Here is a 25,551-nt window from a genome sequence, read left to right as displayed (position 1 = left end):
GCACCCGTTGAACCTCACCGCCTGATTACGGTTAAATAAGTAGCGGGCGATTAAATAGCGTAACGGAGAAATGTCATGTCTTTAGAACAAGTAGTTTACCGCGCCAAAGCCAAAGCAACCGGTGGTCGTGATGGTCGTGCAACCTCTTCTGACGGTGTACTGGACGTGAAACTGGGTGTGCCAAAAGAGATGGGCGGTGCAGGCGGCGAAGTGACTAACCCTGAGCAGCTGTTTGCTGCGGGTTACTCAGCCTGCTTCATCGGTGCGATGAAGTTTGTTGCGGGCCGCGACAAAATCGCCATGCCGAAAGACGCGTGGATCGAAGGTGAAGTCGGTATCGGCCCGATTCCGAATGGTTTCGGTATCGAAGCGACGCTGAATATTCATCTGCCAGGAATGGATGAAGCCGAAGCGCAGAAGCTGGTTGATGCGGCGCACATCGTGTGTCCTTACTCAAACGCTACCCGCAACAACATCGACGTCACGCTGAACATCATTCGCTAAGCGTGCTGCGGGCCTGACACCATCAGGCCCGCCCTTTTTTCACCCTTTAATCCTTCCATTACCTGTCCTTTGCGCCAGACCGCCCGGCCTCTGCTCTCCGCCGTGCACAAAAAATGTGCTAATCAGGTCGGCAACGATTATTTTCTGGTCTCTAAAACGCACCCATGTTTTACTGAGCCACCTCGCGTTATAGCCCATAAATCCGTTCAGAATTTTCCTTCATCTTGTCCGGTCCGCTTTTCAGCGAACTCTGCCGCGTTTCGGCAGTCACATAAAAGATTTGGTCAAGCGCTTCACACCGGAGAAACACCTTTTTTCATGAATTACATTAAAACCCTGACTCAGCAGAAGCTATCGCTATTGCTGGCGCTCTATCTCGGTATCTTATTGAATTTACCGATTTTCTATCGTCGCTTTGATGGTTTTCTCAAACACTCTACGATAACAAACTGGCTGACTGCCGCTACCGAGGTGGTGGCCATTGTGCTGCTGACCTTCTTCCTGATGCGGCTGCTGTCGTTGGGTGGAAAGTGGTTTTATCGCGTGCTGGCCACGCTGATTGTTCTGATTTCTGTTGCTGCTGGCTATTACATGGCGTTTTTCAACGTTGTGATTGGCTACGGCATTGTGGCTTCGGTGATGACCACCGATACCGATCTCTCTAAAGAGGTGGTGGGCTACCATTTCATTCTGTGGATGGTGCTGGTCAGCGCGCTGCCGCTGCTGATGATCTGGCGTAATAAGCTGAGCATGACGCTGAATGAACAGCTGCGTACGCCGGGACAGCGTCTCAAGCCAACCGTGATTATGCTGCTCTGCGTGGCGCTGGTCTGGCTACCGATTCGTTTTCTGGACAAGCTGCAGAAGCATAACGAAGAGATCACCAACGTCGATCTGCCGAGCTACGGCGGTGTGGTGGCGCACTCTTATCTTCCTTCGAACTGGCTGGCGGCTGTGGGCCTGTTTGCCTGGACCCGCGTGGATGAGTCGCTGAATAGCGAGGAACTGCTGGATCCGGCGAAGAAGTTTACCTACGTTGCGCCTGCCGGGCTGGACGATACCTATGTGGTGTTTGTGATTGGCGAAACCACCCGCTGGGATCACATGGGGATGCTGGGCTACGAGCGTGACACGACGCCGAAGCTGTCGAAAGAGAAGAACCTGGTAGCGTTCCGCGGCCAATCCTGTGATACCGCGACCAAGCTGTCGCTGCGCTGCATGTTCGTGCGCGAAGGCGGCACCATGGATAACCCTGGCCGTACGCTGAAAGAGCAGAACGTGTTTGCGGTGATGCGAGAGCTGGGCTTCACCTCTGAGCTGTTTGCGATGCAGAGCGAAGTCTGGTTCTACGACAACATCAATGCCAACAACTTTGCCTTCCGTGAGCAGATTGGTTCAGAGAAGCGTAATCAGGGCAAATCGGTGGATGACATGCTGCTGGTGCCGGAGATGAAAGCCTCACTGGATCGTTTCCCGAAAGGTAAGCATCTGATCGTGTTGCACACCAAAGGGTCGCATTACCTCTATTCCCAGCGTTATCCGCGCAGCTTCGCGAAGTATCAGCCGGAGTGTATGGGCGTCGATGAGACCTGCAGCAAAGCGCAGTTGATCAACGCTTATGACAACTCGGTGCTGTATGTCGATAGCATGCTGGATAGCGTGCTGGATCAGCTGCGTGATAAGAAGGCGATCGTCTTCTACGCCTCAGATCACGGTGAGTCGATCAGCGAGAATATGCATCTGCACGGCACACCGCGTGAGATGGCACCGCCTGAGCAGTTCCGCGTACCGATGATGGTCTGGGCGTCAGATAAGTATCTGGAAGACAGTCAGAACCGCAGCAACTTTGAGCGTCTGCAGGCGCAGCAGCGTGTAGGCCGGACCCATCGCCACGTTGAGTTGTTCGATACCATCCTGGGCTGTCTGGGTTATACCTCGCCAGATGGCGGCATTAACCCGGCGAACAACTGGTGTCAGGCCCCGGCTAAAGATCAGGCTAAAGCGCTGTAATAGTGAGCGAAAAGGGCAGGGCCGGCGGTTAATTTCCGGTAACCGCGTGCTTTCCAGGCGATTAGCGGCAAAAGCATAAAAAGCGGTTGACGCTGATCGGGGGTAGCAGTAACATGCGCCCCCATCGGCGAGTAGCGCAGCTTGGTAGCGCAACTGGTTTGGGACCAGTGGGTCGGAGGTTCGAATCCTCTCTCGCCGACCATATTTAAGAAAACCTGTCTGAAAAGACAGGTTTTTTTTCGTCTGTAGAAAAGTCATGGGCAGGCAAAGAATTAGCACTGTGCGGGCTTCAGGGAGCATACGCCTTCCGCAAAGACGCAAAACCGCCATCCCTGGCGGGCTCTGCGCGAGCCATCCATGGCCCGCTATGCTTTGCTGCAGGCGTATGCTCCCTTCGCTTCACGTCTGGCAGACGCATTTGAAACTTACAGAAGCACTTCATACGGCTGACAGTTCTAAACCCGAGTGCATCTAACCGCAGCGCATAAGCTCAAGGCGGAGGGGACACGGGCAGAGGAGGAAAGCGTCCCACGCCAGGGACGGCGTGGGCCGAGCGTCCATGGATGGTTTAAGCGACTTTCCGATCTGCCCGTGTCCCTGAAGCAGATCTCAATCTGACCGCTAAGCAGGCACTTTCTTACGGCCGAGCGTCCAGGGATGGTTTAAGCGACTTTCCGAGCTGCCCGTGTCCCTGAAGCAGATCTCGATCTGATCGCCACTCCCGCTTACCTTCTCTTGTTGTTCGCTTCGCCACTTTCCAGAAAGTTCCAGTAAACCCCACCCGCCGCGCGTTCCGCTTACCCGCCATTGTTATCGCCACTTTCCCGCTGGCAGGCCTTGGCATACAAGAGATGCGATCATAATTCGCGACACATTCTTCTTATGACCGAAAGCGGCAACATGCTGATTTCTTATGCTTCTTTACCAGCATATTCCGCTGGGTGAACGTCATAACGCACGGTGAATCGTTCAGTTATTCAACATTTGCCGGTAAAAGCTTTAAGTTTTTTAGCGGTGAGAATCACTAGCGATAGAACGGCAACCCAGCATAAAGCACGGAAATCAGGCCAGCTGCGCTATGCATTGTATGGCTTTTAGACTGAAAGGCTTTTTATTACCGTTGCATGCTATCCCTCACACTCTGTGTAAATAAGTAACCGTTGTATTGACGTTCTTTGCAACTGTTGACAAATTGATGCGTCAATAAACGCGCAGTTACGGAATTTTCTGAATGCACAACCTGCATCTGAAATAACAAAAAATCGTCGCGCGCGTTAACCACCTGTTCGGTGGTACGCCTGAACCGCATAAAAAAATCAGAGGTCAGGCAATACACACAACATCACATCACAATGGAGCAAAAGCATGATCAACTCCCTGGCTAAATCCGGGATGCTGAAGGTCGGTCTGAGCCTGATTGCTATGACTGTCGCCGCCGGTGTTCAGGCAAAAACCCTCGTTTACTGTTCTGAAGGTTCTCCGGAAGGCTTTAACCCGCAGTTGTTCACCTCGGGCACCACCTACGATGCCAGCTCACGTCAGATCTACAACCGACTGGTTGAGTTCACTATCGGCACCACCGAACTGCACGCGGCACTGGCAGAGAAGTGGGATGTCAGCGAAGACGGCAAAACCTACACCTTCCACCTGCGCAAAGGCGTGAAGTGGCAGACCACCAAAGATTTCAAACCGACGCGCGACTTCAACGCGGATGATGTGGTGTTCACCTTTGAGCGCCAGCTGGATAAAAACAACGCCTATCACGGCGTCTCTGGCGGCAGCTACGAATATTTCGAAGGCATGGACATGCCTAAGCTGATCAGCAAAATCGAAAAAGTGGACGACAACACCGTTCGCTTCGTGCTGACCCGCCCTGAATCGCCGTTCCTTGCCGACCTCGGCATGGACTTCGCCTCGATTCTGTCGAAAGAGTACGCAGACAACATGCTGAAAGCGGGCACGCCGCAAAACGTCGACCTGAATCCGGTCGGTACCGGTCCGTTCCAGCTGCTGCAGTACCAGAAAGATTCGCGCATCCTCTACAAAGCTAACCCGGATTACTGGGGCACCAAGCCGAAAATCGATCGCTTAGTCTTCTCCATCACCCCGGATGCGTCAGTGCGTTACGCCAAGCTGCAGAAGGGCGAATGTCAGGTCATGCCTTATCCAAACCCGGCTGACATTGCGCGTATGAAGCAGGACAAAAACATCAACCTGTATGAGCAGGCTGGCCTGAACGTCGGCTATCTGTCGTACAACGTTGAGAAAAAACCGCTGGATAACCTGAAAGTGCGTCAGGCACTGACCATGGCGGTCAACAAAAAGGCGATCATCGACGCTGTTTATCAGGGTGCAGGTCAGCCTGCTAAAAACCTGATCCCACCAACAATGTGGGGCTATAACGACGCGGTGAAAGATTACGCTTACGATCCTGAGAAAGCCAAAGCCCTGCTGAAAGAAGCGGGCATGGCAGACGGTTTCTCTATCGACCTGTGGGCGATGCCGGTTCAGCGTCCGTACAACCCGAACGCACGCCGCATGGCTGAAATGATTCAGAGCGACTGGGCGAAAATTGGCGTCAAAGCCAAAATCGTGACCTACGAGTGGGGCGAATATCTGAAACGCGCTAAAGCGGGCGAGCATCAGACCGTCATGATGGGCTGGACCGGCGACAATGGGGATCCGGATAACTTCCTGGCGACCCTGTTCAGCTGTTCAGCGGCCAAAGATGGCTCTAACTACTCGCGCTGGTGTGATAAATCCTTCGAGGATCAGATTCAGCCCGCTCGCGCGACTGCCGATCAGGCAAAGCGTATCGAGTACTACAAACAGGCACAGGTTGTGATGCATGACCAGGTACCGGCGCTGATGATCGCGCACTCAACGGTATACGAACCGGTCAGCAAGAAAGTCTCCGGGTACAAAGTTGATCCGCTGGGCGGACACTACTTTGCTCAGGTAGACATCAAAGAATAATTGTCGCCTTTTCCGGGGCGGCTGCGCGTCGCCCCGGCTTTATCTCCCTGTTTTACTGGAAACGGTAGAGGCGCAGCCTGTCTGCGTCGCGGTCGGGCCTACCCGATCGTCAGATGTAAGCAATAACAACCCTCGCGGCGACGGTCGCGCGGACAAGAGAGAACCCGGATTATGCTGCAGTTCATACTCCGACGTCTGGGCCTTGTCATCCCAACGTTTATCGGCATTACATTACTCACCTTCGCGTTTGTTCATATGATCCCCGGCGATCCGGTGCTGATCATGGCGGGCGAGCGCGGTATTTCTCCTGAACGTCATGCACAGTTAATGGCGCTGTTAGGGCTGGATCAGCCGCTGTGGAAACAGTACCTGCACTACATTAACGGCGTATTACATGGCGACCTGGGCATTTCCCTTAAGAGCCGCATCCCGGTCTGGGATGAGTTTGTTCCGCGCTTCAAAGCGACGCTGGAACTCGGCATCTGCGCCATGATATTTGCCGTGGCCATTGGTATCCCGGTTGGGGTTCTGGCGGCGGTGAAGCGCGGTTCGATTTTCGATCACACCGCCGTGGGTATCTCACTGACCGGCTACTCCATGCCGATCTTCTGGTGGGGCATCATGCTGATCATGCTGGTCTCGGTTCAGTTCAACCTGACACCGGTTTCCGGGCGAGTCGGCGACACCGTCTTCCTGGATGACAGCATGCCGCTGACCGGCTTTATGCTGATCGACACCTTCTTCTGGGGTGAGCCGGGCGACTTCCACGATGCAGTGATGCACATGATTCTGCCTGCCATCGTACTGGGCACCATCCCGCTGGCGGTGATTGTGCGTATGACGCGATCGGCAATGCTCGAAGTACTGGGTGAAGATTACATCCGTACGGCGCGCGCCAAAGGCCTGACGCGGATGCGTGTGATCGTGGTGCATGCGCTGCGAAACGCCATGCTGCCGGTGGTGACGGTGATCGGCCTGCAGGTCGGCACGTTGCTGGCCGGCGCGATTCTGACCGAAACCATCTTCTCGTGGCCGGGTCTGGGTCGCTGGCTGATTGAAGCGTTGCAGCGCCGTGACTATCCGGTGGTGCAGGGCGGTGTGCTGCTGACGGCAGTACTGATTATTGTGGTCAACCTGCTGGTTGATCTGCTGTATGGCGTGGTTAACCCGCGCATACGTCACAAGAAATAAGGGGGCATCATGTCTGTTGTTGATCCCGGCAGCGTTACCGTTGCACCCAAGCCGATGACCCCGTTTCAGGAATTCTGGCACTACTTCAAACGTAACAAAGGCGCCGTCGTGGGCCTGGTCTATATCATCATTGTATTGCTGTGCGCTATTTTTGCCGATGTGCTGGCTCCGCATGCGCCTGCTGAGCAGTTCCGCGATGCGCTGCTGCATCCGCCGGTCTGGCAGGAAGGCGGTAACTGGAGCTACATCCTGGGCACCGACGACGTCGGCCGCGATGTGCTGTCGCGTCTGATGTACGGTGCGCGCCTGTCGCTGCTGGTGGGCTGTCTGGTGGTGGTGCTGTCACTGATTTTCGGCGTGATATTTGGCCTGCTGGCCGGTTATCTCGGCGGCGTGGTCGATGCCATCATCATGCGCGTGGTCGATATCATGCTGGCGCTGCCAAGCCTGCTGCTGGCTCTGGTGCTGGTCGCAATCTTTGGCCCGTCGATCGTCAACGCCTCCATCGCGCTGACCTTTGTGGCGCTGCCGCACTATATCCGTCTGACCCGCGCGGCGGTGCTGGTGGAAGTGAACCGCGACTATGTGACCGCGTCCGGCGTGGCCGGTGCCGGTATGCTGCGCCAGATGTTCGTGAATATTCTGCCTAACTGCCTTGCGCCGCTGATCGTGCAGGCGTCATTAGGTTTCTCCAACGCCATTCTCGATATGGCGGCGCTGGGCTTTCTCGGTATGGGTGCGCAACCGCCAACGCCGGAGTGGGGCACGATGCTCTCCGACGTTCTGCAGTATGCGCAAAGTGCCTGGTGGGTTGTGACCTTCCCTGGATTGGTCATTCTACTTACCGTGCTGGCATTTAACCTGATGGGCGATGGTTTGCGTGATGCCCTCGACCCGAAACTCAAGCAGTAAAGAGGCACCGAGATGGCGTTATTAAATGTAGACAAACTATCGGTGCATTTCGGCGACGATAAAGCACCGTTCCGTGCGGTTGACCGCATCAGTTATCAGGTTGAACAGGGCCAGGTAGTCGGTATCGTAGGCGAGTCCGGCTCCGGGAAATCCGTGAGTTCACTGGCAATCATGGGGTTGATCGATTTCCCCGGCAAAGTGATGGCTGAGAAGCTGGAGTTCAACCAGCGCGACCTGCAACACATCTCCGAACGCGAGCGCCGCCAGCTGGTGGGCGCAGAAGTGGCGATGATTTTTCAGGACCCGATGACCAGCCTGAATCCCTGCTACACCGTGGGTTTCCAGATCATGGAAGCGATCAAGGTGCATCAGGGCGGCAATAAACGCACCCGGCGTCAGCGGGCAATCGACCTGCTGAATCAGGTCGGTATTCCCGATCCTGCGTCACGGCTCGATGTCTATCCGCACCAGCTGTCGGGCGGTATGAGCCAGCGTGTGATGATTGCGATGGCCATCGCCTGTCGGCCTAAGCTGTTAATTGCCGATGAGCCGACCACGGCGCTCGACGTGACCATTCAGGCGCAGATCATCGAACTGCTGCTGGAGTTACAGCGGCAGGAGAACATGGCGCTGATCCTGATTACACACGATCTGGCGTTAGTGGCCGAAGCGGCGCACCACATTATCGTGATGTATGCCGGTCAGGTGGTGGAGAGCGGCAAAGCGACCGATATCTTTAAAGCGCCGCGCCATCCTTATACGCAGGCGCTGCTGCGCGCGCTGCCGGAGTTTGCGGCAGACAAAGCGCGTCTGGCCTCACTGCCGGGCGTGGTACCGGGCAAGTATGACCGCCCGGTTGGCTGTCTGCTGAATCCACGCTGCCCTTATGCGACCGACCTTTGCCGTCAGGAAGAACCTGAACTGCGCACCATTCCAGGACGCCAGTCCAAGTGTCACTATCCGCTGGACGATGCCGGGAGACCAACTTATGAGTCATGAAATCACGAAAGATCAGTTCCTGCTGCAGGCGATTGATCTCAAAAAGCACTACCCGGTGAAGAAGGGGCTGTTTGGTCAGGAGCGTCTGGTCAAAGCGCTGGATGGCGTCTCTTTTAATCTGGAGCGCGGCAAAACGCTGGCGGTCGTCGGCGAGTCAGGCTGTGGTAAATCCACGCTGGGCCGACTGCTGACGATGATTGAAACCCCGACCGAAGGGCAGCTTTACTGGCACGGTCAGGATCTGCTGAAACACGATCCTCAGGCGCAAAAGCTGCGTCGTCAGAAAATCCAGATCGTGTTCCAGAACCCGTATGGCTCACTCAATCCACGTAAAAAAGTGAGCCAGATTCTGGAAGAGCCACTGGTCATCAATACCCAGCTGACCAAAGCGGAACGCCGCGAGAAGACGCTGGAGATGATGGCGAAAGTTGGCCTGAAAACCGAGCACTATGATCGCTACCCGCACATGTTCTCAGGCGGTCAGCGTCAGCGTATCGCCATCGCGCGTGGGCTGATGCTTGATCCGGACGTACTGATCGCTGATGAGCCGGTTTCGGCGCTCGACGTATCGGTGCGTGCTCAGGTACTGAACCTGATGATGGATCTGCAGCAGGATATGGGGCTTTCTTACGTCTTTATCTCGCACGATTTGTCAGTGGTGGAACACATTGCCGATGAGGTGATGGTGATGTATCTCGGCCGTTGCGTTGAGAAGGGCAGCAAAGAGGCGATTTTCGCCAACCCGCGCCACCCTTATACCCAGGCCTTGCTGTCGGCGACGCCGCGTCTTAATCCTGACGACCGTCGTGAGCGCATCAAGCTGACCGGCGAGCTGCCAAGCCCACTGAATCCGCCACCGGGCTGCGCCTTTAATGCGCGCTGTCACCGACGTTTCAGCACCTGCGTGCAGTTGCAGCCGAAGCTGAAAAACTATGGCGGGCAGGAGATTGCCTGCTTCGCGGTTGATCAGGATGAGAATCAGCCCGTTGGCGTGGCAGAAAAAGTCAGCTGAGCCTGCTCACTATCTATAACACTCAGCCGAAGGCTCCTTTCTGGAGCCTTTTTTTATCTCAATTCATCTGTAAGCCGCACCGCTGGCGGCTCTGCGGTCACTCCCTGTTTATTCCCTCTCTTTTTCCGTTACCCCTGTTAATCTGTTTTTTTTCTGGCGATATTTGCAGCGGAAAAAGATAAATCTCATCAATCCCTTACAGCAGCGATCGGCTTATTAGTGTGAAATCGGGCATCGGGTATAAGTCAGCCTGGCCGGGCCAGTTATTGCCAGAGCGGCAATATCCGGAAATTTTTTAAAAAACGCTTATCAATTTAACTTAAACATCACTTATTAATTATCAAAGGTGATGACCCTGAAGTAGCTATATTCGGCTATTAACCCATCTTTATGATTAAACAATTTTATTGAATCTGCTTTTTTTGTAATCAGGTTTTTCTGACTCAGATTAAAGGGATGTGCTATATTCCAGGAAAATTCCCCCCTTGTTGCAGGCCACGGCCAATGAAGAATAATTACGATGATTTGCAGCGTTTTAAAGAGAAGACGCAAACGCTCGACATCGATTTTAAAGATATGTCTGGCCAGACGCAGGAAGCGGCGGAACACAGTAAATGGGCATTGATTCGCCAGCTGGCGAAAGAAGAACAACAGACGCCATTCGGTAGCGGTCAGCGTATCGACCTGCCGCAACCTCAGCCGCTGCGCGGTGATGAGTTCACGGCGCCTCCACCTGAAGCACCGCCACGCCCTGTGACACTCAGTGCAAAACCGGCGATGGCGGCCCGCACGTCGATTCTTGATAGCCTGTCTGGCAGCAACCTTCCCGCAGCCAGCCCCACTGAGCGCGGCCCTTCGTCACTCTTTCCGCCACCGCCGCCACGACAAATACCGGCTGAGTCTGTGGCTGTCCTGCGTGCTGAGCCGGTGGCCGCACCCCGCGCTGAGCCGATCCGGACCGCCACGGTGGCGGAACATCAGCCCGTCATCACGCCCGCCGCACCCCATTCTGAGCCAGAACGGTTTGGCGCGCTGTTCCGCTCGCGCGATGTGACGCTGCCGAAAGAAACCTTACTCAAACCGTTACTGGAGAAGATTGCGCTATGCCGTTAGTTTGTGTGTGCTCGCCGAAGGGCGGCGTGGGAAAAACCACGCTGGCGGCGAATCTGGCCTGGAGTCTGGCGCGTTCCGGTAGCAAAGTTCTGGCGATTGATTTCGATGTGCAGAATGCCCTGCGTCTTCACTTCGGCGTACCGCTGAATGATGGGCGTGGATTTGTGGCGCGCTCAGAAGAGCAGGCGGACTGGAGTCAGTCGATTCTCACCACCGGCGGCAATATCTTTGTCCTGCCTTATGGCGACGTCACCGAGCCACAGCGCGAACGGTTCGAAGAGAACCTGATGAAAGATCCCCACTTTATTAAGCGCGGTCTGGATACGGTGCTCAATTATCCCGGCCTGGTGATTGTGGCTGATTTTCCACCTGGCCCGGGTCCCGCCCTTAAAGCAATGACGGCGCTGGCCGATATGCATTTAGTGGTGATGTTAGCGGATACCGCCTCTGTGTCGTTATTACCGCAGATTGAAGAGAACCGGATGACCGGGAAGCCGCTCAATAATAAGCAGGGTCACTATTTTATTCTCAACCAGTGTGACAACCGCCGGAATATCAATCGCGATGTCACCGCGTTTATGCAGCAGCGTCTGGGCGACAATTTACTGGGCGTGGTTCACCGTGATGAAAGCGTGGGTGAAGCGAATGCTTCCCAGCAGTCTGTTTACGATTTCAGTCCCGCCTCAGCCGCGGCATTTGATATTGAACTGATCGCGAAACGTGTCAGCAGCATTCTGAATATCACCGTGGGTAATGGCGAAGTTCAGGCTCCCATCCGCACAAACCACTATTAGTCGTCGGGCTCTGCCAGGCGACTGACTTACACAGCTCTTCTCAGGGTGAATCATGAGTAAAATCGGGTTTTACCTGCTGCTGCTGGTGCTTGCGCCCGTTGCCGCGGTGATCATCATTACGCCGATGGACAGCCAGAAACAGTATATTTTTGGTCTGATCAGTATCGGTATGATGCTTTTATTGGGTTTCAGCAAGAGCCGCAAAATAACGGTGGTCATGGTGATTCTCTCTGCGCTGATGTCCAGCCGCTATATCTGGTGGCGCACCACTGAGACGCTGCACTTTAATTCCGAAGTGGAGGCCATCTTAGGGATTGGCTTATATCTGGCGGAGCTTTACGTCTGGCTGATCTTAATTCTCGGCTTCCTGCAAACGACCTGGCCATTAAAACGCACCATTGAACCGCTGCCGGACGATACCAGTCTGTGGCCGACGGTCGATATTTATGTGCCTTCCTATAATGAAAGCCTGGATGTGGTGCGCGACACCGTGCTGGCGGCGCAGTGTATTGACTACCCGCGTGACAAACTCAAAGTCTATCTGCTGGATGATGGCAAGCGCAGCGAATTTGCCCGCTTTGCGGCAGATGTCGGGGTCGGGTACATCACCCGCGACGACAACAAACATGCCAAAGCCGGTAACCTCAACCATGCGATGAAAATCACCAAAGGTGAGCTGATTTGCATCTTTGACTGCGACCACGTGGCGACCCGCACCTTCCTGCAGGCGACGGTAGGACCGTTCCTGAAAGATCCGAAGCTGGCGCTGCTGCAGACGCCGCACTACTTCTACTCTCCCGATCCCTTTGAGCGTAATCTGCGCGCCGCGCGCAGCATTCCAAACGAAGGCTCGCTGTTTTATGGCCCGGTGCAGCAGGGTAACGACAACTGGAACGCCACCTTTTTCTGCGGCTCCTGTGCGGTCATCCGTCGTTCAGCACTGGAAGAGATTGGCGGCTTTGCCGTTGAAACCGTCACCGAAGATGCGCATACCGCGCTGAAAATGCAGCGACTCGGCTGGGGCTCCGCCTTTTTATCGATCCCGCTGGCTGCCGGTCTGGCGACCGAGCGTCTGGGTCTGCATATCATTCAGCGTACCCGCTGGGCGCGCGGCATGACGCAGATTTTCCGCGTCGATAACCCGCTGTTCGGCCGTGGCCTGAAGTGGCAGCAGCGACTTTGCTATCTCAACGCCATGCTGCACTTCCAGTTCGGCCTGCCGCGCGTCGCCTTCCTGACCGCGCCGCTGGCGTACCTGCTGTTTAACCTGAATATTATTCACTCATCGGCGTCGCTGATTTTTGCTTATGTGCTGCCGCATCTGGTGATGTCGCTCTACGTAAACTCACGCATGAATGGCCGTTTCCGTTACACCTTCTGGGGTGAGATTTATGAGACGGTGATGTGCTTCCATCTGGTGATCCCGACCATTCTGACCCTGCTGTCGCCAAAACATGGCAAGTTCAACGTGACTGACAAAGGCGGCGTACTGGATCAGGGCTTCTTCGATTTCCACATCGTGCGTCCGCACGTGATTGTGGCGCTGCTGCTGACCATCGGCATTGTGGCGGGCGTGGTGCGTGCCGTGATGCATGACTACTTTGGCGTCGATCCTTACGTTATCGCGCTCAATGTTGGCTGGGCGATCTTCAGCCTGATCATTCTGATGGCAGCGATTGCCGTGGCACGCGAAACCAAGCAGGTGCGTAAAACCATCCGCGTTGAAGTGCAAATCCCGGCGATTATTCACTACGCCAGCGGCATTTCATCGCGCACCCTGACCAGCAACCTGTCGATGGGCGGCGCGCAGCTCGATACGCCCGACGGACGTCATGAAACGGATGAGATTGAAGAGATCGATCTGCTGCTGAAATCCGGCGCGATCACGATTCCGGTGAGCAAAATTTCCGGGGATGAGGAGAGCATCCGTCTGCGCTTTGAGGCGATGCCGCTGGCGCGCCGTCGCGAACTGGTGCGTGTAGTGCTGGCGCGTGCAGATGCCTGGATTCAGCCGGAGTATAAGCAGGACAATCCGCTGATGTCGCTGGGCACCATTATCCGTACCGTATTTGAGCTGTTCTGGCTGACCTGGAAGGGCCGCCACGATAAACGTAAAACAGTCGACCCGGTTGCCGCGGCGGCGAAAGAGGATGGCGCGGCATGAAGATCCTGACGCAAACTTTGCTGGCCAGTTCACTGACCGCAGCGTTATGGCTGACGCCCGCTGGCGCGGAAACGCCCGCTGCGATTGATAACAGCAGTGCCGCCCCGGTAAACAGTGCTGCGCCGACGCCGTCTGGTGCCGTTTCTGCTACGTCGCCAGCCGATGCAGCAGCCAGTGCGCCAGTAAACAGTTCATCGCCGACGCCGCCTGATGCCGTTTCCACCACGCCGCCAGCCGAGGCAGCGGTCAGTGCGCCAGCGACAAATCAGGCACCGGCCAGCGATACGACACCTGCGGCACCGATGAATAATAGTGTCACGCCGACTGCCGGTTCAGCCCAGGTGACGTCACCCGTCAGCGGGGGCGAGTCTGCACCGCAGTCTGTGCCATCTGCGGCCCCGGCTACTCAGCCCGCCGAACCGGCTACGGCTTCTGCGCCACAGCGTGCGGCAACCGATGCCACACCGGGATCTGCGAACCCATCTTACGAACCGGCTGGTGAAGCAACATCAGCGTCTCAGGCGTCAGCGACCAATGAGGCCGCGGCTTCTGCCCCGGCCGCCGCGCCGGTGACGAGCAGCGGAGCCGTAACTCAGGACAGCAGCGCGCTGTCCGCAGTGCCGCTGCCGCAGGGACTGAGCAATGCCGATCCGGCGCTGGAAGCGGCCGCCAGTGCGGTGCCCTTCACGCCGGGCCAGACGACCGCGCCGGTTGCAGAACCCCAGCCACCGATGGTGGCTGCCATTAATCAGCCGATCAGCAGTGTCGTTTCAGTGGCCCAGATGGGCCAGGCGCGCGGCATCACGCTGACCGGCGGCCAGTTACAGTCGGGCATCACCTTTACCCTGCCCGGCGACGAAGTCATTACCAATGCACGACTGAATCTGACGCTGCGCGTTTCAGCCGCACTGGCGGCACGCAATACCTCGCTGCAGCTGATGCTGAACGGGCAGCCGCTCGGCACGCTGCCGCTCGGTGCGACTGACAGCGACGTCAGTGACTATGAGCTGGATATTCCGGCGGCGATGGTGGTCTCCAGCAACAACCTGAGTTTTAAAATCAACGACGCGGACAAGTTGCTGTGCGAGAAAGAGAGCGCGCAGCAGTATCAGGTCACCATTCTGCCGAACACCGCGCTGCACCTTGAAGGACAGAAGCTCAATATCGGCACCAGCCTGCGCAATTTCCCGCGTCCCTTCCTGGATCCTCAGCGGATGACGGCGTCCACCATCACCATGGGCTTTGCCAGTAACCTCTCACCCGATGCGGTCAGCGCGGCGGCACTGGTGGCGTCCTGGCTCGGCATTCAGAGTGATTATCGCGGCATCCGTTTCCCGGTGGTGCGCGGCGAACTGCCGGAAAACAACGGCATCCTGTTTGGTCATCCGGGCGATCGGATCGGCACCCTGACGTTCCCGGCCAGTAACGGCCCGATGTTGCAGGTGGTGGATAATCCCAATAACCCGGTTTACAAGTTGCTGCTGGTCAGTGGCAATAATGAGGAGCAGCTGCGTCAGGCGGCGAACCGTCTGACGACGCAGCCTTTTACCACCGATGAGAGCCAGTTGCAGGTTCCCGCGCAGACCATTGGCAATCGCAAACCTTACGATGCGCCGCGCTGGATTAACACCGATCGTCCGGTACGCCTGAGCGAACTGCTGCGTAAAGATCAGAGTCTGACCAGCAGCGGCATCTGGCATGATGCGCTGCGCGTGAACTTCCGCGCCGCGCCTGACCTGTTCCTGTGGGATGGCGACACGGTGCCGGTCAATCTGCACTATCGCTTCCCGTCTGAAAGCTGGATTGATGAGGACAACTCGTTCCTTAACGTCATGCTTAACGGCACGTTCCTGCGCAACCTGACGGTAAACAAAGTCGGCCTGCTGGAGAGCGCGTGGCACCGTTTAGGCGGGGATGCGCGTCAGGAGCAGTATCAGCTGAATCTCGAACCCTATCTGATCTATGGCGACAACCAGCTGGCGCTCTACTTCAATATCAAACCGCGGGCCGATGCGCCCTGCGGCGTGCTCCTGAACAACAACATCAAGAGCCGGATTGAAGAGGACTCGTGGATCGATCTGAGCCATACCCGCCACTTCAGCATGCTGCCGAACCTCTCGTACTTTGTGGGGGCCTCGTTCCCGTTCTCGCGGCTGGCTGACTTCGGCGAGACCACGCTGCTGCTGCCGGAAACGCCCAGCGATGCCGAGCTTTCAACCCTGCTGGATCTGGCGGCACGCGCCGGAACCGCGACCGGCGTGGCGCTGACGCAGAATCAGGTGCTGTTTGGCCTGCCGAATGGCGGCACCCATCTGGCGCGATTACAGCAGAGCGATTTGCTGGCGGTCAGCACCACCGGCAACAGCGCCTTCAATCAGGCGATGCTGGCAGCGTCACCCTATGACGCCAGCAGCAGCACCCTGGGTGTGAAAGAGCCGGATACGCTGGAGAAATTACGCGGCTGGCTGACCGGCGACTGGAGCCTTCAGCAGCTGGATGCCGATCGTTACTTCTCCTCCAACGAAGCGTGGCGCGGCTTCCTCAGCTACCGATCGCCGTGGAATCACGACCGACTGGTGGTGATGACGGTGGCGACCAGCGACGACCAGCTGCTGCGCCTGCATAACGATTTGAGTTCGGCGCAGATTAACGCCGGTATTCGTGGCGATACCGCGATTATTACCGATGAAAACGGCATCCGCAGCTTCCGGGTCGGTGCGCAGTTCCCCAGCGGCGAGATGCCCTGGTACATGATGGTGATGTGGTATGCCAATCAGCACTCGGTGCTGCTGGCGGTGGCGGCGATGCTGCTCTCCGCGCTGGTGGGCAGTGCAGCCTGGGTGATGCTGAAGCGTCATGCGTGGCGGCGTCTGAACCCAAAGCAGGGCCGTGATTCCGGCAGGAAGTAAGGACAATAATAATGAAAAACAATCTGTTGAGTGCCGGTATCCGTAACGCGTTGCTGCTGGGCAGCGCGCTGGCCCTGTCACAGCCGCTGCTGGCGGCGGAGAGCACCAATCCTGCGCTGCAGGCGCTGTTCGATCAGGCATCGTACTGGCATCAGAAAGCGCATGACGACCTGGCGAAAGCCTCACTGCAAAAGGTGCTGATGGTTGAACCCGGCAACACCCAGGCACTCTACCTGCTGGCACTCTATTCACAGCAGGGTGGCGACACGGCCGCCGCGGCACAGTATCGCGCCCGTCTGAGTCAGGTCTCCCCCAACGATCCGCACCTGAGCGAGCTGGATAACGCGCGCCAGATGCAGACCATTCCGCAGGCGCAGCTTTCGCTGGCACGTCAGCAGGCACGCAGCGGCAACATTCCGGCGGCGTTGCAGACCTGGCGCAATACCTTCACCGGCAATGAGCCGCCACCGAGCGTCGCGGCAGAATATTATCTGACTATGGCGGGCGACCGTACGCTGCTGCCGCAGGCGGTTGAGGCGCTGCGTCAGTTTGCGGCGCAGCATCCGCAGGACACCGGCGCGCGGCTGGCGCTGGGTAAAGCGCTGACCTATCAGGAGCCGACCCGTCGCGAAGGCATTGAGGTGCTGAGTTCGCTGGCGAGTGGTAATCAGGATGCCGACCGCTCACTGCGTCAGGCGCTGCTGTGGCTCGGTCCACAGCCGTCAGATGCAGCGCTCTATCAGACCTGGCAGCAGCGTCATCCGCAGGACTCCGCCGTCATCGACTATTACCGTAAAAACGTCGGGGGCGCAGAAAAAGGGGCCGGATTCAGCGCGCTCAACAGCGGTGACGTCGGCGGAGCGCAGTCCAGCTTTGAAAAAGTGCTGGGCGCGAATCCGCAGGATGCCGATGCGCTAGCGGGCATGGGCTATGTGGCCCAGCGTGCCGGACGTTATCAGGAAGCGGCAGATTATCTGCAGCGGTCTGCTCAGCTGGGCGGCGATCAGGGTTCATCGCGTCAGCAGCAGGCGGACGATGCGCGCTTTTACGCCCAGCTGGCCAGCGCGCAGCAGGCGCTGAAAAGCGGCGACACGGCGCAGGCACTGACCTTGAGCGAACCGCTGGTGCAGGCCGATGGCGAAAAAGGGCTGGCCGCCAGGCTGTTCCGCGCCGACGTGCTGCGCCGGACTAATCAGCCGGAGCAGGCGGAGCAGATCTACCGCACCATTCTGCAAAGCGATGCGGATAACCGCAGCGCCAAAGAAGGGCTGTTCTACGTTCTGCGTCAGCAGAATCGGGGAGCCGAAGCCAGTACATTGCTGGGGGCACTGCCGGATAGCGTACGCCAGAGCGTCACGCCACGGGCCAATGAAGCCGATGCGCTGCGTCAGCAGGCGAAGCGCCAGCTGGCGGCCGGGAACAACGCTGCGGCCATCGCGACGCTGCAGCAGGGCATTCAGCGCTACCCATCGGATGGCTGGCTGCGGCTCGATTTAGCCCGGCTCTATCGTCAGCAGGGCGACACGCTGCTGGCGGCTAACGTGATGCAGCCGGTGATGCGCAACGGGGCCAGCACCAGCGAGCTGTATGCCGGTGCACTTAACGCCAGCGAAAGTGGTGGCTGGCAGCAGGCCAGCGCGTTGCTGGCGCGTATTCCCGCCAATGCGCAGACGGCGGCGATGCGTGAACTGGCGCAGCGGGTTAATTTCAACCTGCAGATGAGCACGGCCGATCAGTACCTGGCGCAGGGCGCGACGGCGGCCGCCGCCAACACCCTGAAAGCGCTCACGGTCACGCCACCGGCCAACCCGGTTGATGCCGGAAACCTGGCGCAGAAACTGGCGCAGGCGGGCGATCTCACCAGCGCCGTTTCGGTGGTGCGGACTAACCTGCAGCGTGGCGTGCAGGGCAACGCGGGCGATTATGCCGCACAGATGGCGGTGCTGAATCAGGCCGGCCTCGGCAGTGAGGCGCAGCGCTTCCTCAGTAACCCGGAACTGCAGGCGCGCAGCACCCCGACGCAGCTGGCCGGTATCCGCAACGGCTATCTGATTAATGAAGTGGATCGCCTGCGTCAGCAGCGTCAGTACGCAGCGGCGTATGACAAGCTGACAGGCGCGCTGCAGCAGGATCCCCAGAACCGCGATCTGATGTTCGCGATGGCGCGTCTCTACCAGGACGGCAAGATGAACCGGGACGCGGGTGTGGTCTATGACTACCTGATGACCCAGGATACGCCGACGCAGGATGCGCGCGTCGGAGCCATCAACGTCGCGCTGGCGCAGAACAATGTGCAGCGCGCCAATGAGCTGAGTCGCGGTCTCAACACCACCACGCAGACGCCGGATCGCCTGCTGCTGCTGGCGCGGGTGGCGGAAGCCAACGGCGACCATTCGCAGGCGATGGCTTATCTGCGCTCCGCGCGCGGGCAGCTGATTGGCCTGCAGGGCGCGCAGCCTGGCAGCGTGCCGACCGTGGGCGGCCTGGCGCTGGCGGAGAATCCGTTTATCAACCGCAACACCTCGCCGGTGGGACGTTCACCGTCCAGCTACGGCACCGTGCTGCCGTGGCAGGCCGCACCAGCGGGCCAGACCGCTGGCGTGACATCACAGGGCGAACCGGCTGCGGGCAGCACAACGGTTTCTCAGCAGTCACAGGTTCTGCATGACGTCAACACCATGATGGATTCGCTGCAGGAGAAAACCGGCACCTGGAGTCAGGGCATGGTGCAGGTACGCGGGCGTGATGGCGAGTCGGGCTTAAGCAAGCTGACGGAGGCCAAAGCGCCGCTGACCTTCTCTACCGTGCCGTTTGAAACGGCGCGCCTCGACTTTACCGCCACGCCGGTCTCGCTCACGGCGGGCAGTGGCGCAGCTGATGCCTGGCGTCGTTTCGGCACCAATGCGCTGAGTCAGGGCAGAGTGGTGGCCGCAGGCGGGGCGACGGTGAATGATCTGCCGAACGCCACCACCGATTCGCAAACGGCTTCAGGCGTCGAGCTGAATCTGGCGCTGAAGGGCGACAATTATAAAGTGGATATCGGCAGTACCCCGCTGGGCCAGGATCTCAGTACCCTGGTCGGTGGCGTGCAGTGGTCACCGAAACTCACCGACTTCCTGACGCTGATCCTGACCGGTGAGCGTCGTGCGATTACCGACAGCCTGCTCTCTTACGTCGGCGCAGAAGATAAAACCAGCGGCAAACGCTGGGGACGCGTCACGAAGAATGGTGCGAACGCCCTGTTAAGCTATGACAATGGCGACGCGGGCTTCTACGCCGGTGGGGGCGCGTACAGCTATCTCGGCGAGAATGTCGCCAGCAATAACACGCTGCAGGCCACCGCCGGGGCCTATGTCCGTCCGTTCCACACTGACGATCGCGAGCTAAAAGTCGGCATGAGCCTGTCGTGGATGGATTTCTCGAAAAACCTCAGCTACTTCAGTTACGGACAGGGCGGCTACTTCAGCCCGCAGAACTACGCGTCGGTCTCGTTCCCGATAGAGTTCTCACGCAGGTTTGACGATCTGAAAGTGAATATTGGCGGGGCAGCCGGTTATCAGACCTACAGTCAGGATAAGAGCGCCTACTTCCCGTCGGATGCCAGCCTGCAGTCAGAGCTGGAATCTCTTGCCGCCAGCGGCAGCGTGAAAGACGCGTACTACTCCGGCGGCAGCAAAAACGGCATCGGCTATAACCTGCATGCCGGGGCGGACTACAAACTCAATAAAGATGTAACGATTGGCGGCCAGCTGGGTTATGACACCTTTGGTGATTACAACGAAAGCAGCGCGCAGCTCTATGTCCGTTACCTGTTCGGAGAGAAGTAATGAGTGAGCATTCGGGGGTATCGCATCCTTATCAGCCGGGCTGGTTTGACCTGGTCAGCGTGCTGATTGACGGGATGATCGCCAACGCCGGTCAGCACGATGCGGAAGCCTTTCTCTATAAGATGGGTGAATCGCTGGCGACCCGCTATCCTTTGCCAGAGTCACGTACCGTGCAGGATCTGGAGCGCGAGGCCAACCTGCAGCTGGCGCGGTTTAACTGGGGCTTTGTGCAGCTTCAGCCGGAAGAGACGGCGCTGCTGATTTCGTATCACGCCCTGCCGGCGGGCGACAATATCCACTCTCCGGCTGACTGGCAGGCCGCGTTTGGTGCGGTCATGGCCGGGCTTTTTTCAGGCTGGTTACAGGGCCAGGGCGGCAGCAGGATTGTGCCGGTGACGCTTGAACTCAACGATGGCAGCACGCTGCACTATCGATATCAATAGGATCGAAAATGAAACGTAAGCCATTCTGGATGGGCTGGATCTGCTCTGTTTTACTGCTGGCCTGCAGCGCGCAGGCCAATGCCAGCGGCTGGGACACGTTTAAAAGCCGCTTTGTGACTGCGGAAGGACGGATCACGGACACCGCCAATAACAATGTCAGTCACACCGAAGGTCAGGGTTATGGCATGTTGCTGGCCGTGGCCAACAACGATCGCGCCACCTTCGATCGGCTGTGGCAGTGGACGCGCACCCAGTTGCGAAATCCGCAGACCGATCTCTTCTACTGGCGCTATGTGCCAGGCACTGATAACCCGGTTGCCGACAAAAATAACGCCTCAGATGGCGATGTGCTGCTGGCCTGGGCGCTGCAGCGCGCTGCACAGAAATGGCAGGTGGAGAGCTACCAGCAGGAGTCTGACCGTATTCAGCGCGCCATCATCAAGCTGGATGTGACGAGCTTTGGCGGCCATACCGTCCTGCTGCCGGGCGCACAGGGGTTCAATAAAACCAGTTATGTGGTCCTGAACCCTTCCTATTTTCTGTTTCAGGCGTGGCGGGAGTTTGGCGAGCGGAGTCATCTGCAGGTCTGGGATAAGCTGATTAACGATGGCTTTGATCTGCTGGGTAAGCTGAGCTTTGGCAAAACCGGCCTGCCGCTGGACTGGGTTGCGCTGAATGCCGATGGGTCGGTGGCGCCAGCGGTGGGCTACTCAAACCGCTTCAGTTACGACGCGATTCGCGTGCCGCTGAACATCTGGTGGTATGACCCGCACAGTCTGGCGCTGGTGCCTTTTCAGCGCGTCTGGCAGGGTTACAGCCGCATGCTGACCCCCGCCTGGTTCGACGTGCTGGCGAATGCGCCTGCACCTTACCATCTTGAGGGCGGTCTGCTGGCAGTACGTGACCTGACGCTGAATGAGACCGGCTATCTGAGCGATAAGCTGGCTGCGGATCAGAACTACTTCTCTGCCAGCCTGCAGCTGCTGACCTGGCAGGCGTTTCAGGAGAAGCGCTGATAACTGGCAGAACGGCGGCGCTGGCCGCTGTTCTGCTGCAGACAGCAACACGATCAAAACGGGTCAGGCACTGAACCGCACCTGACCCGCACTTCTGCTTCCCGACGCTGATGCGTTACTCCGGATAGGGCACCCAGTCGCCGCCATTCAGCCTGATCCAGGGCTTGCCCTGATACATCATCACCACCGCACCGTCGTTTTCCGACACCACAGGCGTCTGCGGCAGCTTGTCAGTCAGCACCGACATATTCACATTCGGCGCATTAAATACCTGTCCATCCACCACGCGTGACACAATCTCTGAGACCGCCAGCAGGCTGGTCGGCGCATCAATATTCAGTGGCTGTCCCTGATGCGGGGCTTTCATGCCGACAAACTTAATCCCGACCGGCACATGGGTAATCGCCGGGCTGGGGATATCCCGCAGGCCTGACATCTGCATCTTATCGCCCTGCAGGGCGGCACCATGCTCCGGCACCACCAGCACCATCACCCGACGGCCTGACTTCTCCAACTGAGTGAGGAAGGCGTCGATCTGATCAAACAGCAGCTGAGCGCGCGGCTTCCACGGGGCGGTCTGGGTGCTGCCCAGTTCGCGGGTGCCGTCGTGAAGCGGGATGAGGTTATAGAAGGTGGCACTGCGGGCATCGCTGCTCTTGCTGCGATCGTCGAGCCAGCGCTGCATCAGCTGGGCATCGTTGAAGACCGGCGAGCTGTCGAATGAGGTCACCTCCGGCGCAATACCTGCCTGCGACATCAGCGGTGCCTGAATATCCCCGCCCTCGCGCAGCTCTTTGAGATAGTTACCAAACACGCCGGTGTGGTCCATCATCAGCTGCTCTTTAAAGCCCAGCTTCGCGAGATTATCGAACAGATAGCAGCGCGAATCGGTGGGTTTGTAGAGATCGCTGTGCGAGGTCTGACCGCAGCTGGCACGCAGCAGACGAATCCCCGCCGGTCCGCTGTAGCTGGTGGCGGAGTTGTAGTTGGTCAGCATGATGTCGAAGTGCTGCCACAGCGGATGATTACGCAGCTGAGACGCATCCATGTCCGACCAGGCGAGTGAACAGATGTTGATCACCAGAATGTCGAACGGCTGTGAATCGGCAGGCAGGCTGTCGGGGAAGTGGGTGACGCGCTTGCGCTCACTCTCATAGAAACGGCTGAGCCAGGCGGTCAGGCTGGCGCTGGTGGGCGCGGCAGACTGATCGAGTCCGTCCGGCACGGCAGCGGCCTGGCTGGTGGCGGCGGCGGGCGTCTGATTCAGGACCACCTGTGGTGTGGCTGCGCGGGTCGGCAGCAGCGACATCGCCGGGCCTGCAATCGTCAGCACGTTGAGCCAGATCATCATCAATGAAACCAGCACGGTGATGCGGATCCAGGGGGAAATAAACAGGTAGAGAACCAGCAGCACAAACAGCGCACCCAGCATCTGCCAGTTAATAAACCGGTCTGCCAGATCGAGCAGGTAAGCGCCGGAGAAGCCCGCCAGCTGATCGCCCTGGCTCATGATGCTGCTGAGGCCGGGCAGCCAGGTGTCATGCCAGAACAGCCCCACACCAATGGGGATCGAGATCCAGTGGCGCAGGCGATGCAGGCGCACCGTCGGCAACGGGAACAGCAGCCAGGCGAGAAAGACCAGGTTGCTCAGGGCGTGAAAGTTGAGATAGCCGTACCACAGCAGGGCAAACTTAACTAAAAAGTAGAAATTCCAGCCGCCCAGTCCGCGCCAGCTGGACCACAAACCGGAAGTGTGGGCCGCAGCAGGTTGATCATTTTTCATTAATTTTTGCATCCGTTTTTGGAGATTGACGCTGCCAGTGACCTTCAGACTTCAGCGCGCGTGCAGGCAACAGGCGATTCAGCAGGCCGTTCCAGCGACGCGGCAGCCACCGCTGCCAGACAGGCTTTAAAATCAGCAGGATAAAAATAGCCAGCAGCGCAATCTGTACCCAATCCATCAGGTTCATCGGGATTCTTTCTCCGGCAGTAAAGAGATGGGCTGCGGTGCCGCGCGTTCAGGCGCGTCGACCGGCCTGGGGGTAGCGTCGCGCAGGGAGTCTGAAACCGGCGTCAGTTCCTGCAGGGCCATCGGCGTCATTTTTTTGATATTGCTGATTTCGGCCAGAATCTGGTTATCCTCAAACCAGATAATCCGGTTGGCAAATAGTTCGTCATGCGGCAGTGAAAAGATAAATTTCAGTGCCTTATCCAGATCGTTGTAGCGGCAGGAGGAGAGGAAGAGAATCACCCGATCCTCCAGTACCGTCACCAGATCGCCAAAGCGGCGGGGCTTGCAGAGCGTCAGGACCTGCTGAGGAGAGAGCTGCGGCACCGGACGCAGGGCCACCAGCAGACCTTTGTCATTTTCCGGCAGCAGGGTATTGCTGATTAACTGGCCGACCGACTGACAAAACGCATCCAGCCGCAGATAGCCCTTTTCGTGCAGCGGCTGCAGTGAAGCGATCAGCCCGTCCAGGCTGGCGGGGACGCGGCGACTGAACCGTTGCCCCTGGATCCCTTCGAGCATCGTGAGAAAGCGCGACATCGGCGCCGTAGTCGGGACAATAGTGTTCACGCCGCAGGCCTGCAGCAGGCGCTCATCGCTGTAACGCAGGCTCACGCCCATCTCGCGCACCACGATTTTCAGCCCGTTACCACGCGCGCGGCGCAGACTGTGCACCATGTTTGCCAGTTCGCTGATCTGCTCACTGTGCGTCAGGCTGAAAATCACGGTGGCCGCATTGGCCTGCTGCGCCTGTAACCAGACCTGCTGATTATCGTCAAACAGCTGCCACTGGCGTGAAAGCGGCGGCGCACCTTCAAGCACGCTTTTTTCGGCCAGATAATGCTGTTCATCATTCAGGCTCAGCGGCTCCTCCGTCTCTTTCAGGGCAAAGAAATGGTCATCTTCACAGCCCAGACGCAGCGTGCGATCGGCAATCAGTCGTTCACCGGCATACCACCAGCTTATTTGATACTGCCAGCTATCCTGCTGAAAGGTTAAATAAGCCAGCCCGTCCATCTGACGAAAATAACGCTGCAGATTATTATTCTGATTAAATTGGGTGATACCGGATGTAACGATCAGGAGCGTAATCTTTCTCTTTCGCAGCAACCGGCGCATACGCGTTACCCAGTTGCTTAATTCGGCTTCATTTAATTTATCCCATTGCGCGCCACTGCTGTTAAAAATAACCAGTCCATTTTTACTGCTGAGCGTGCGGGAAAAATCACGTTCCAGCTGTAGCAGACTTTTTTTATTTTCGGGCAATGAAAACAGCGGAATGCGATCGGGGCCGCCTGCCGGATCGGGCGTCAGCAGTTCGCGGGGCGACTCTCCGGCGCTGATGAGCGTAACGGATTGCTGATGTGAAATAACCTGACGGATAAAGGTGCGGGCATCCTGCTGACGTGCGCAGGTGACCCAATAACAGCCGGGGTTTTGCAGCGTAGTGATTTCCGGCTGAACCTGCAGCAGCCCCAGCGAAAAAGAATTTTTCATATTGAATTCATTATTGTTCCAGCCCAGGCTAGTTTATTATAGACAGAACAGGTTGTAACCTGACTAATTAAAAATTACTGAATACAGGCCATTTCCCCTTTTTTGTGATCGTGCTCATTCTGGAAACCCCTTTCCAGAATTGATGCAAATGTTGCTGACCCGAAACCGACGCAGTT

General features: G+C 57.6%; 17 protein-coding genes and 1 tRNA gene. 15 read left to right on the top strand and 3 right to left on the bottom strand.

Annotated elements, in window-relative coordinates:
* Nucleotides 1–75 precede the first annotated feature (75 nt).
* From PU624_RS22030 to PU624_RS21960, 15 genes are all read left to right on the top strand, one after another.
* Nucleotides 76–504 carry an organic hydroperoxide resistance protein gene (locus PU624_RS22030; protein ID WP_003848051.1) on the top strand — a complete coding sequence of 143 codons (429 nt, stop codon included), beginning with the start codon at nt 76–78 and terminating at the stop codon, nt 502–504.
* 318 nt (nt 505–822) lie between these two features.
* A complete protein-coding gene (gene eptB / locus PU624_RS22025; RefSeq protein ID WP_283546628.1) occupies nt 823–2,514 on the top strand; it encodes a kdo(2)-lipid A phosphoethanolamine 7''-transferase in 1,692 nt (563 codons plus the stop codon).
* 125 nt (nt 2,515–2,639) lie between these two features.
* Nucleotides 2,640–2,716, top strand: a tRNA-Pro gene (locus PU624_RS22020).
* Between the two features lie 1,163 nt (nt 2,717–3,879).
* Nucleotides 3,880–5,490 (top strand): dipeptide ABC transporter periplasmic-binding protein DppA, encoded by a 1,611-nt coding sequence (dppA, locus tag PU624_RS22015; protein WP_275768590.1) that lies wholly within the window; start codon nt 3,880–3,882, stop codon nt 5,488–5,490.
* 171 nt (nt 5,491–5,661) lie between these two features.
* Nucleotides 5,662–6,681 (top strand): dipeptide ABC transporter permease DppB, encoded by a 1,020-nt coding sequence (gene dppB / locus PU624_RS22010; RefSeq protein WP_003852000.1) that lies wholly within the window; start codon nt 5,662–5,664, stop codon nt 6,679–6,681.
* A 9-nt stretch (nt 6,682–6,690) separates the two neighbouring features.
* Nucleotides 6,691–7,593, top strand: coding sequence for a dipeptide ABC transporter permease DppC (gene dppC / locus PU624_RS22005; RefSeq protein WP_013359639.1), 903 nt, complete (start codon nt 6,691–6,693; stop codon nt 7,591–7,593).
* Nucleotides 7,594–7,605: 12 nt separating this feature from the next.
* Nucleotides 7,606–8,592: a dipeptide ABC transporter ATP-binding protein gene (dppD, locus tag PU624_RS22000; RefSeq protein ID WP_003851998.1), complete on the top strand. Its 987-nt coding sequence runs from the start codon at nt 7,606–7,608 to the stop codon at nt 8,590–8,592.
* Nucleotides 8,582–9,604 carry a dipeptide ABC transporter ATP-binding subunit DppF gene (gene dppF, locus PU624_RS21995; protein WP_283546627.1) on the top strand — a complete coding sequence of 341 codons (1,023 nt, stop codon included), beginning with the start codon at nt 8,582–8,584 and terminating at the stop codon, nt 9,602–9,604. The genes dppD and dppF overlap by 11 nt, the downstream gene beginning before the upstream one ends.
* Before the next feature lie 504 nt (nt 9,605–10,108).
* Nucleotides 10,109–10,717, top strand: coding sequence for a cellulose biosynthesis protein BcsO (gene bcsO / locus PU624_RS21990; RefSeq protein ID WP_283546626.1), 609 nt, complete (start codon nt 10,109–10,111; stop codon nt 10,715–10,717).
* On the top strand, nt 10,708–11,511 hold the full coding sequence (gene bcsQ, locus PU624_RS21985; RefSeq protein WP_283546625.1) for a cellulose biosynthesis protein BcsQ: 804 nt from the start codon (nt 10,708–10,710) through the stop codon (nt 11,509–11,511). The genes bcsO and bcsQ overlap by 10 nt, the downstream gene beginning before the upstream one ends.
* 52 nt (nt 11,512–11,563) lie before the next feature.
* Nucleotides 11,564–13,675 carry a UDP-forming cellulose synthase catalytic subunit gene (bcsA, locus tag PU624_RS21980; RefSeq protein WP_283546624.1) on the top strand — a complete coding sequence of 704 codons (2,112 nt, stop codon included), beginning with the start codon at nt 11,564–11,566 and terminating at the stop codon, nt 13,673–13,675.
* Entirely contained in the window at nt 13,672–16,584 is a 2,913-nt protein-coding gene (bcsB, locus tag PU624_RS21975) for a cellulose biosynthesis cyclic di-GMP-binding regulatory protein BcsB (protein ID WP_283546623.1), read from the top strand. Before bcsA ends, bcsB begins: the two co-directional genes overlap by 4 nt.
* Before the next feature lie 11 nt (nt 16,585–16,595).
* Nucleotides 16,596–20,411, top strand: coding sequence for a cellulose biosynthesis protein BcsC (locus PU624_RS21970; protein ID WP_283546622.1), 3,816 nt, complete (start codon nt 16,596–16,598; stop codon nt 20,409–20,411).
* Nucleotides 20,411–20,854 carry a cellulose biosynthesis protein BcsD gene (gene bcsD, locus PU624_RS21965; protein WP_283546621.1) on the top strand — a complete coding sequence of 148 codons (444 nt, stop codon included), beginning with the start codon at nt 20,411–20,413 and terminating at the stop codon, nt 20,852–20,854. Before PU624_RS21970 ends, bcsD begins: the two co-directional genes overlap by 1 nt.
* An 8-nt stretch (nt 20,855–20,862) precedes the next feature.
* Entirely contained in the window at nt 20,863–21,870 is a 1,008-nt protein-coding gene (locus tag PU624_RS21960; protein WP_283546620.1) for a family 8 glycosyl hydrolase, read from the top strand.
* Nucleotides 21,871–21,985: 115 nt separating this feature from the next.
* Here PU624_RS21960 and bcsG read toward each other — a convergent pair whose 3' ends face one another.
* Genes bcsG through bcsE form a run of 3 tightly spaced genes read right to left on the bottom strand, consistent with a single transcriptional unit; the run spans nt 21,986 to nt 25,375 of the window.
* Nucleotides 21,986–23,653 (bottom strand): cellulose biosynthesis protein BcsG, encoded by a 1,668-nt coding sequence (gene bcsG, locus PU624_RS21955; protein ID WP_283546619.1) that lies wholly within the window; start codon nt 23,651–23,653, stop codon nt 21,986–21,988.
* Nucleotides 23,643–23,840, bottom strand: coding sequence for a cellulose biosynthesis protein BcsF (gene bcsF, locus PU624_RS21950; protein WP_283546618.1), 198 nt, complete (start codon nt 23,838–23,840; stop codon nt 23,643–23,645). The genes bcsG and bcsF overlap by 11 nt, the downstream gene beginning before the upstream one ends.
* Entirely contained in the window at nt 23,837–25,375 is a 1,539-nt protein-coding gene (bcsE, locus tag PU624_RS21945; protein ID WP_283546617.1) for a cellulose biosynthesis protein BcsE, read from the bottom strand. The genes bcsF and bcsE overlap by 4 nt, the downstream gene beginning before the upstream one ends.
* Between the last annotated feature and the right edge of the window lie 176 nt (nt 25,376–25,551).

This window comes from Pantoea sp. Lij88, assembly GCF_030062155.1.
GTDB lineage: Bacteria > Pseudomonadota > Gammaproteobacteria > Enterobacterales > Enterobacteriaceae > Pantoea.
This window is presented reverse-complemented; position numbering and strand designations above follow the sequence as displayed.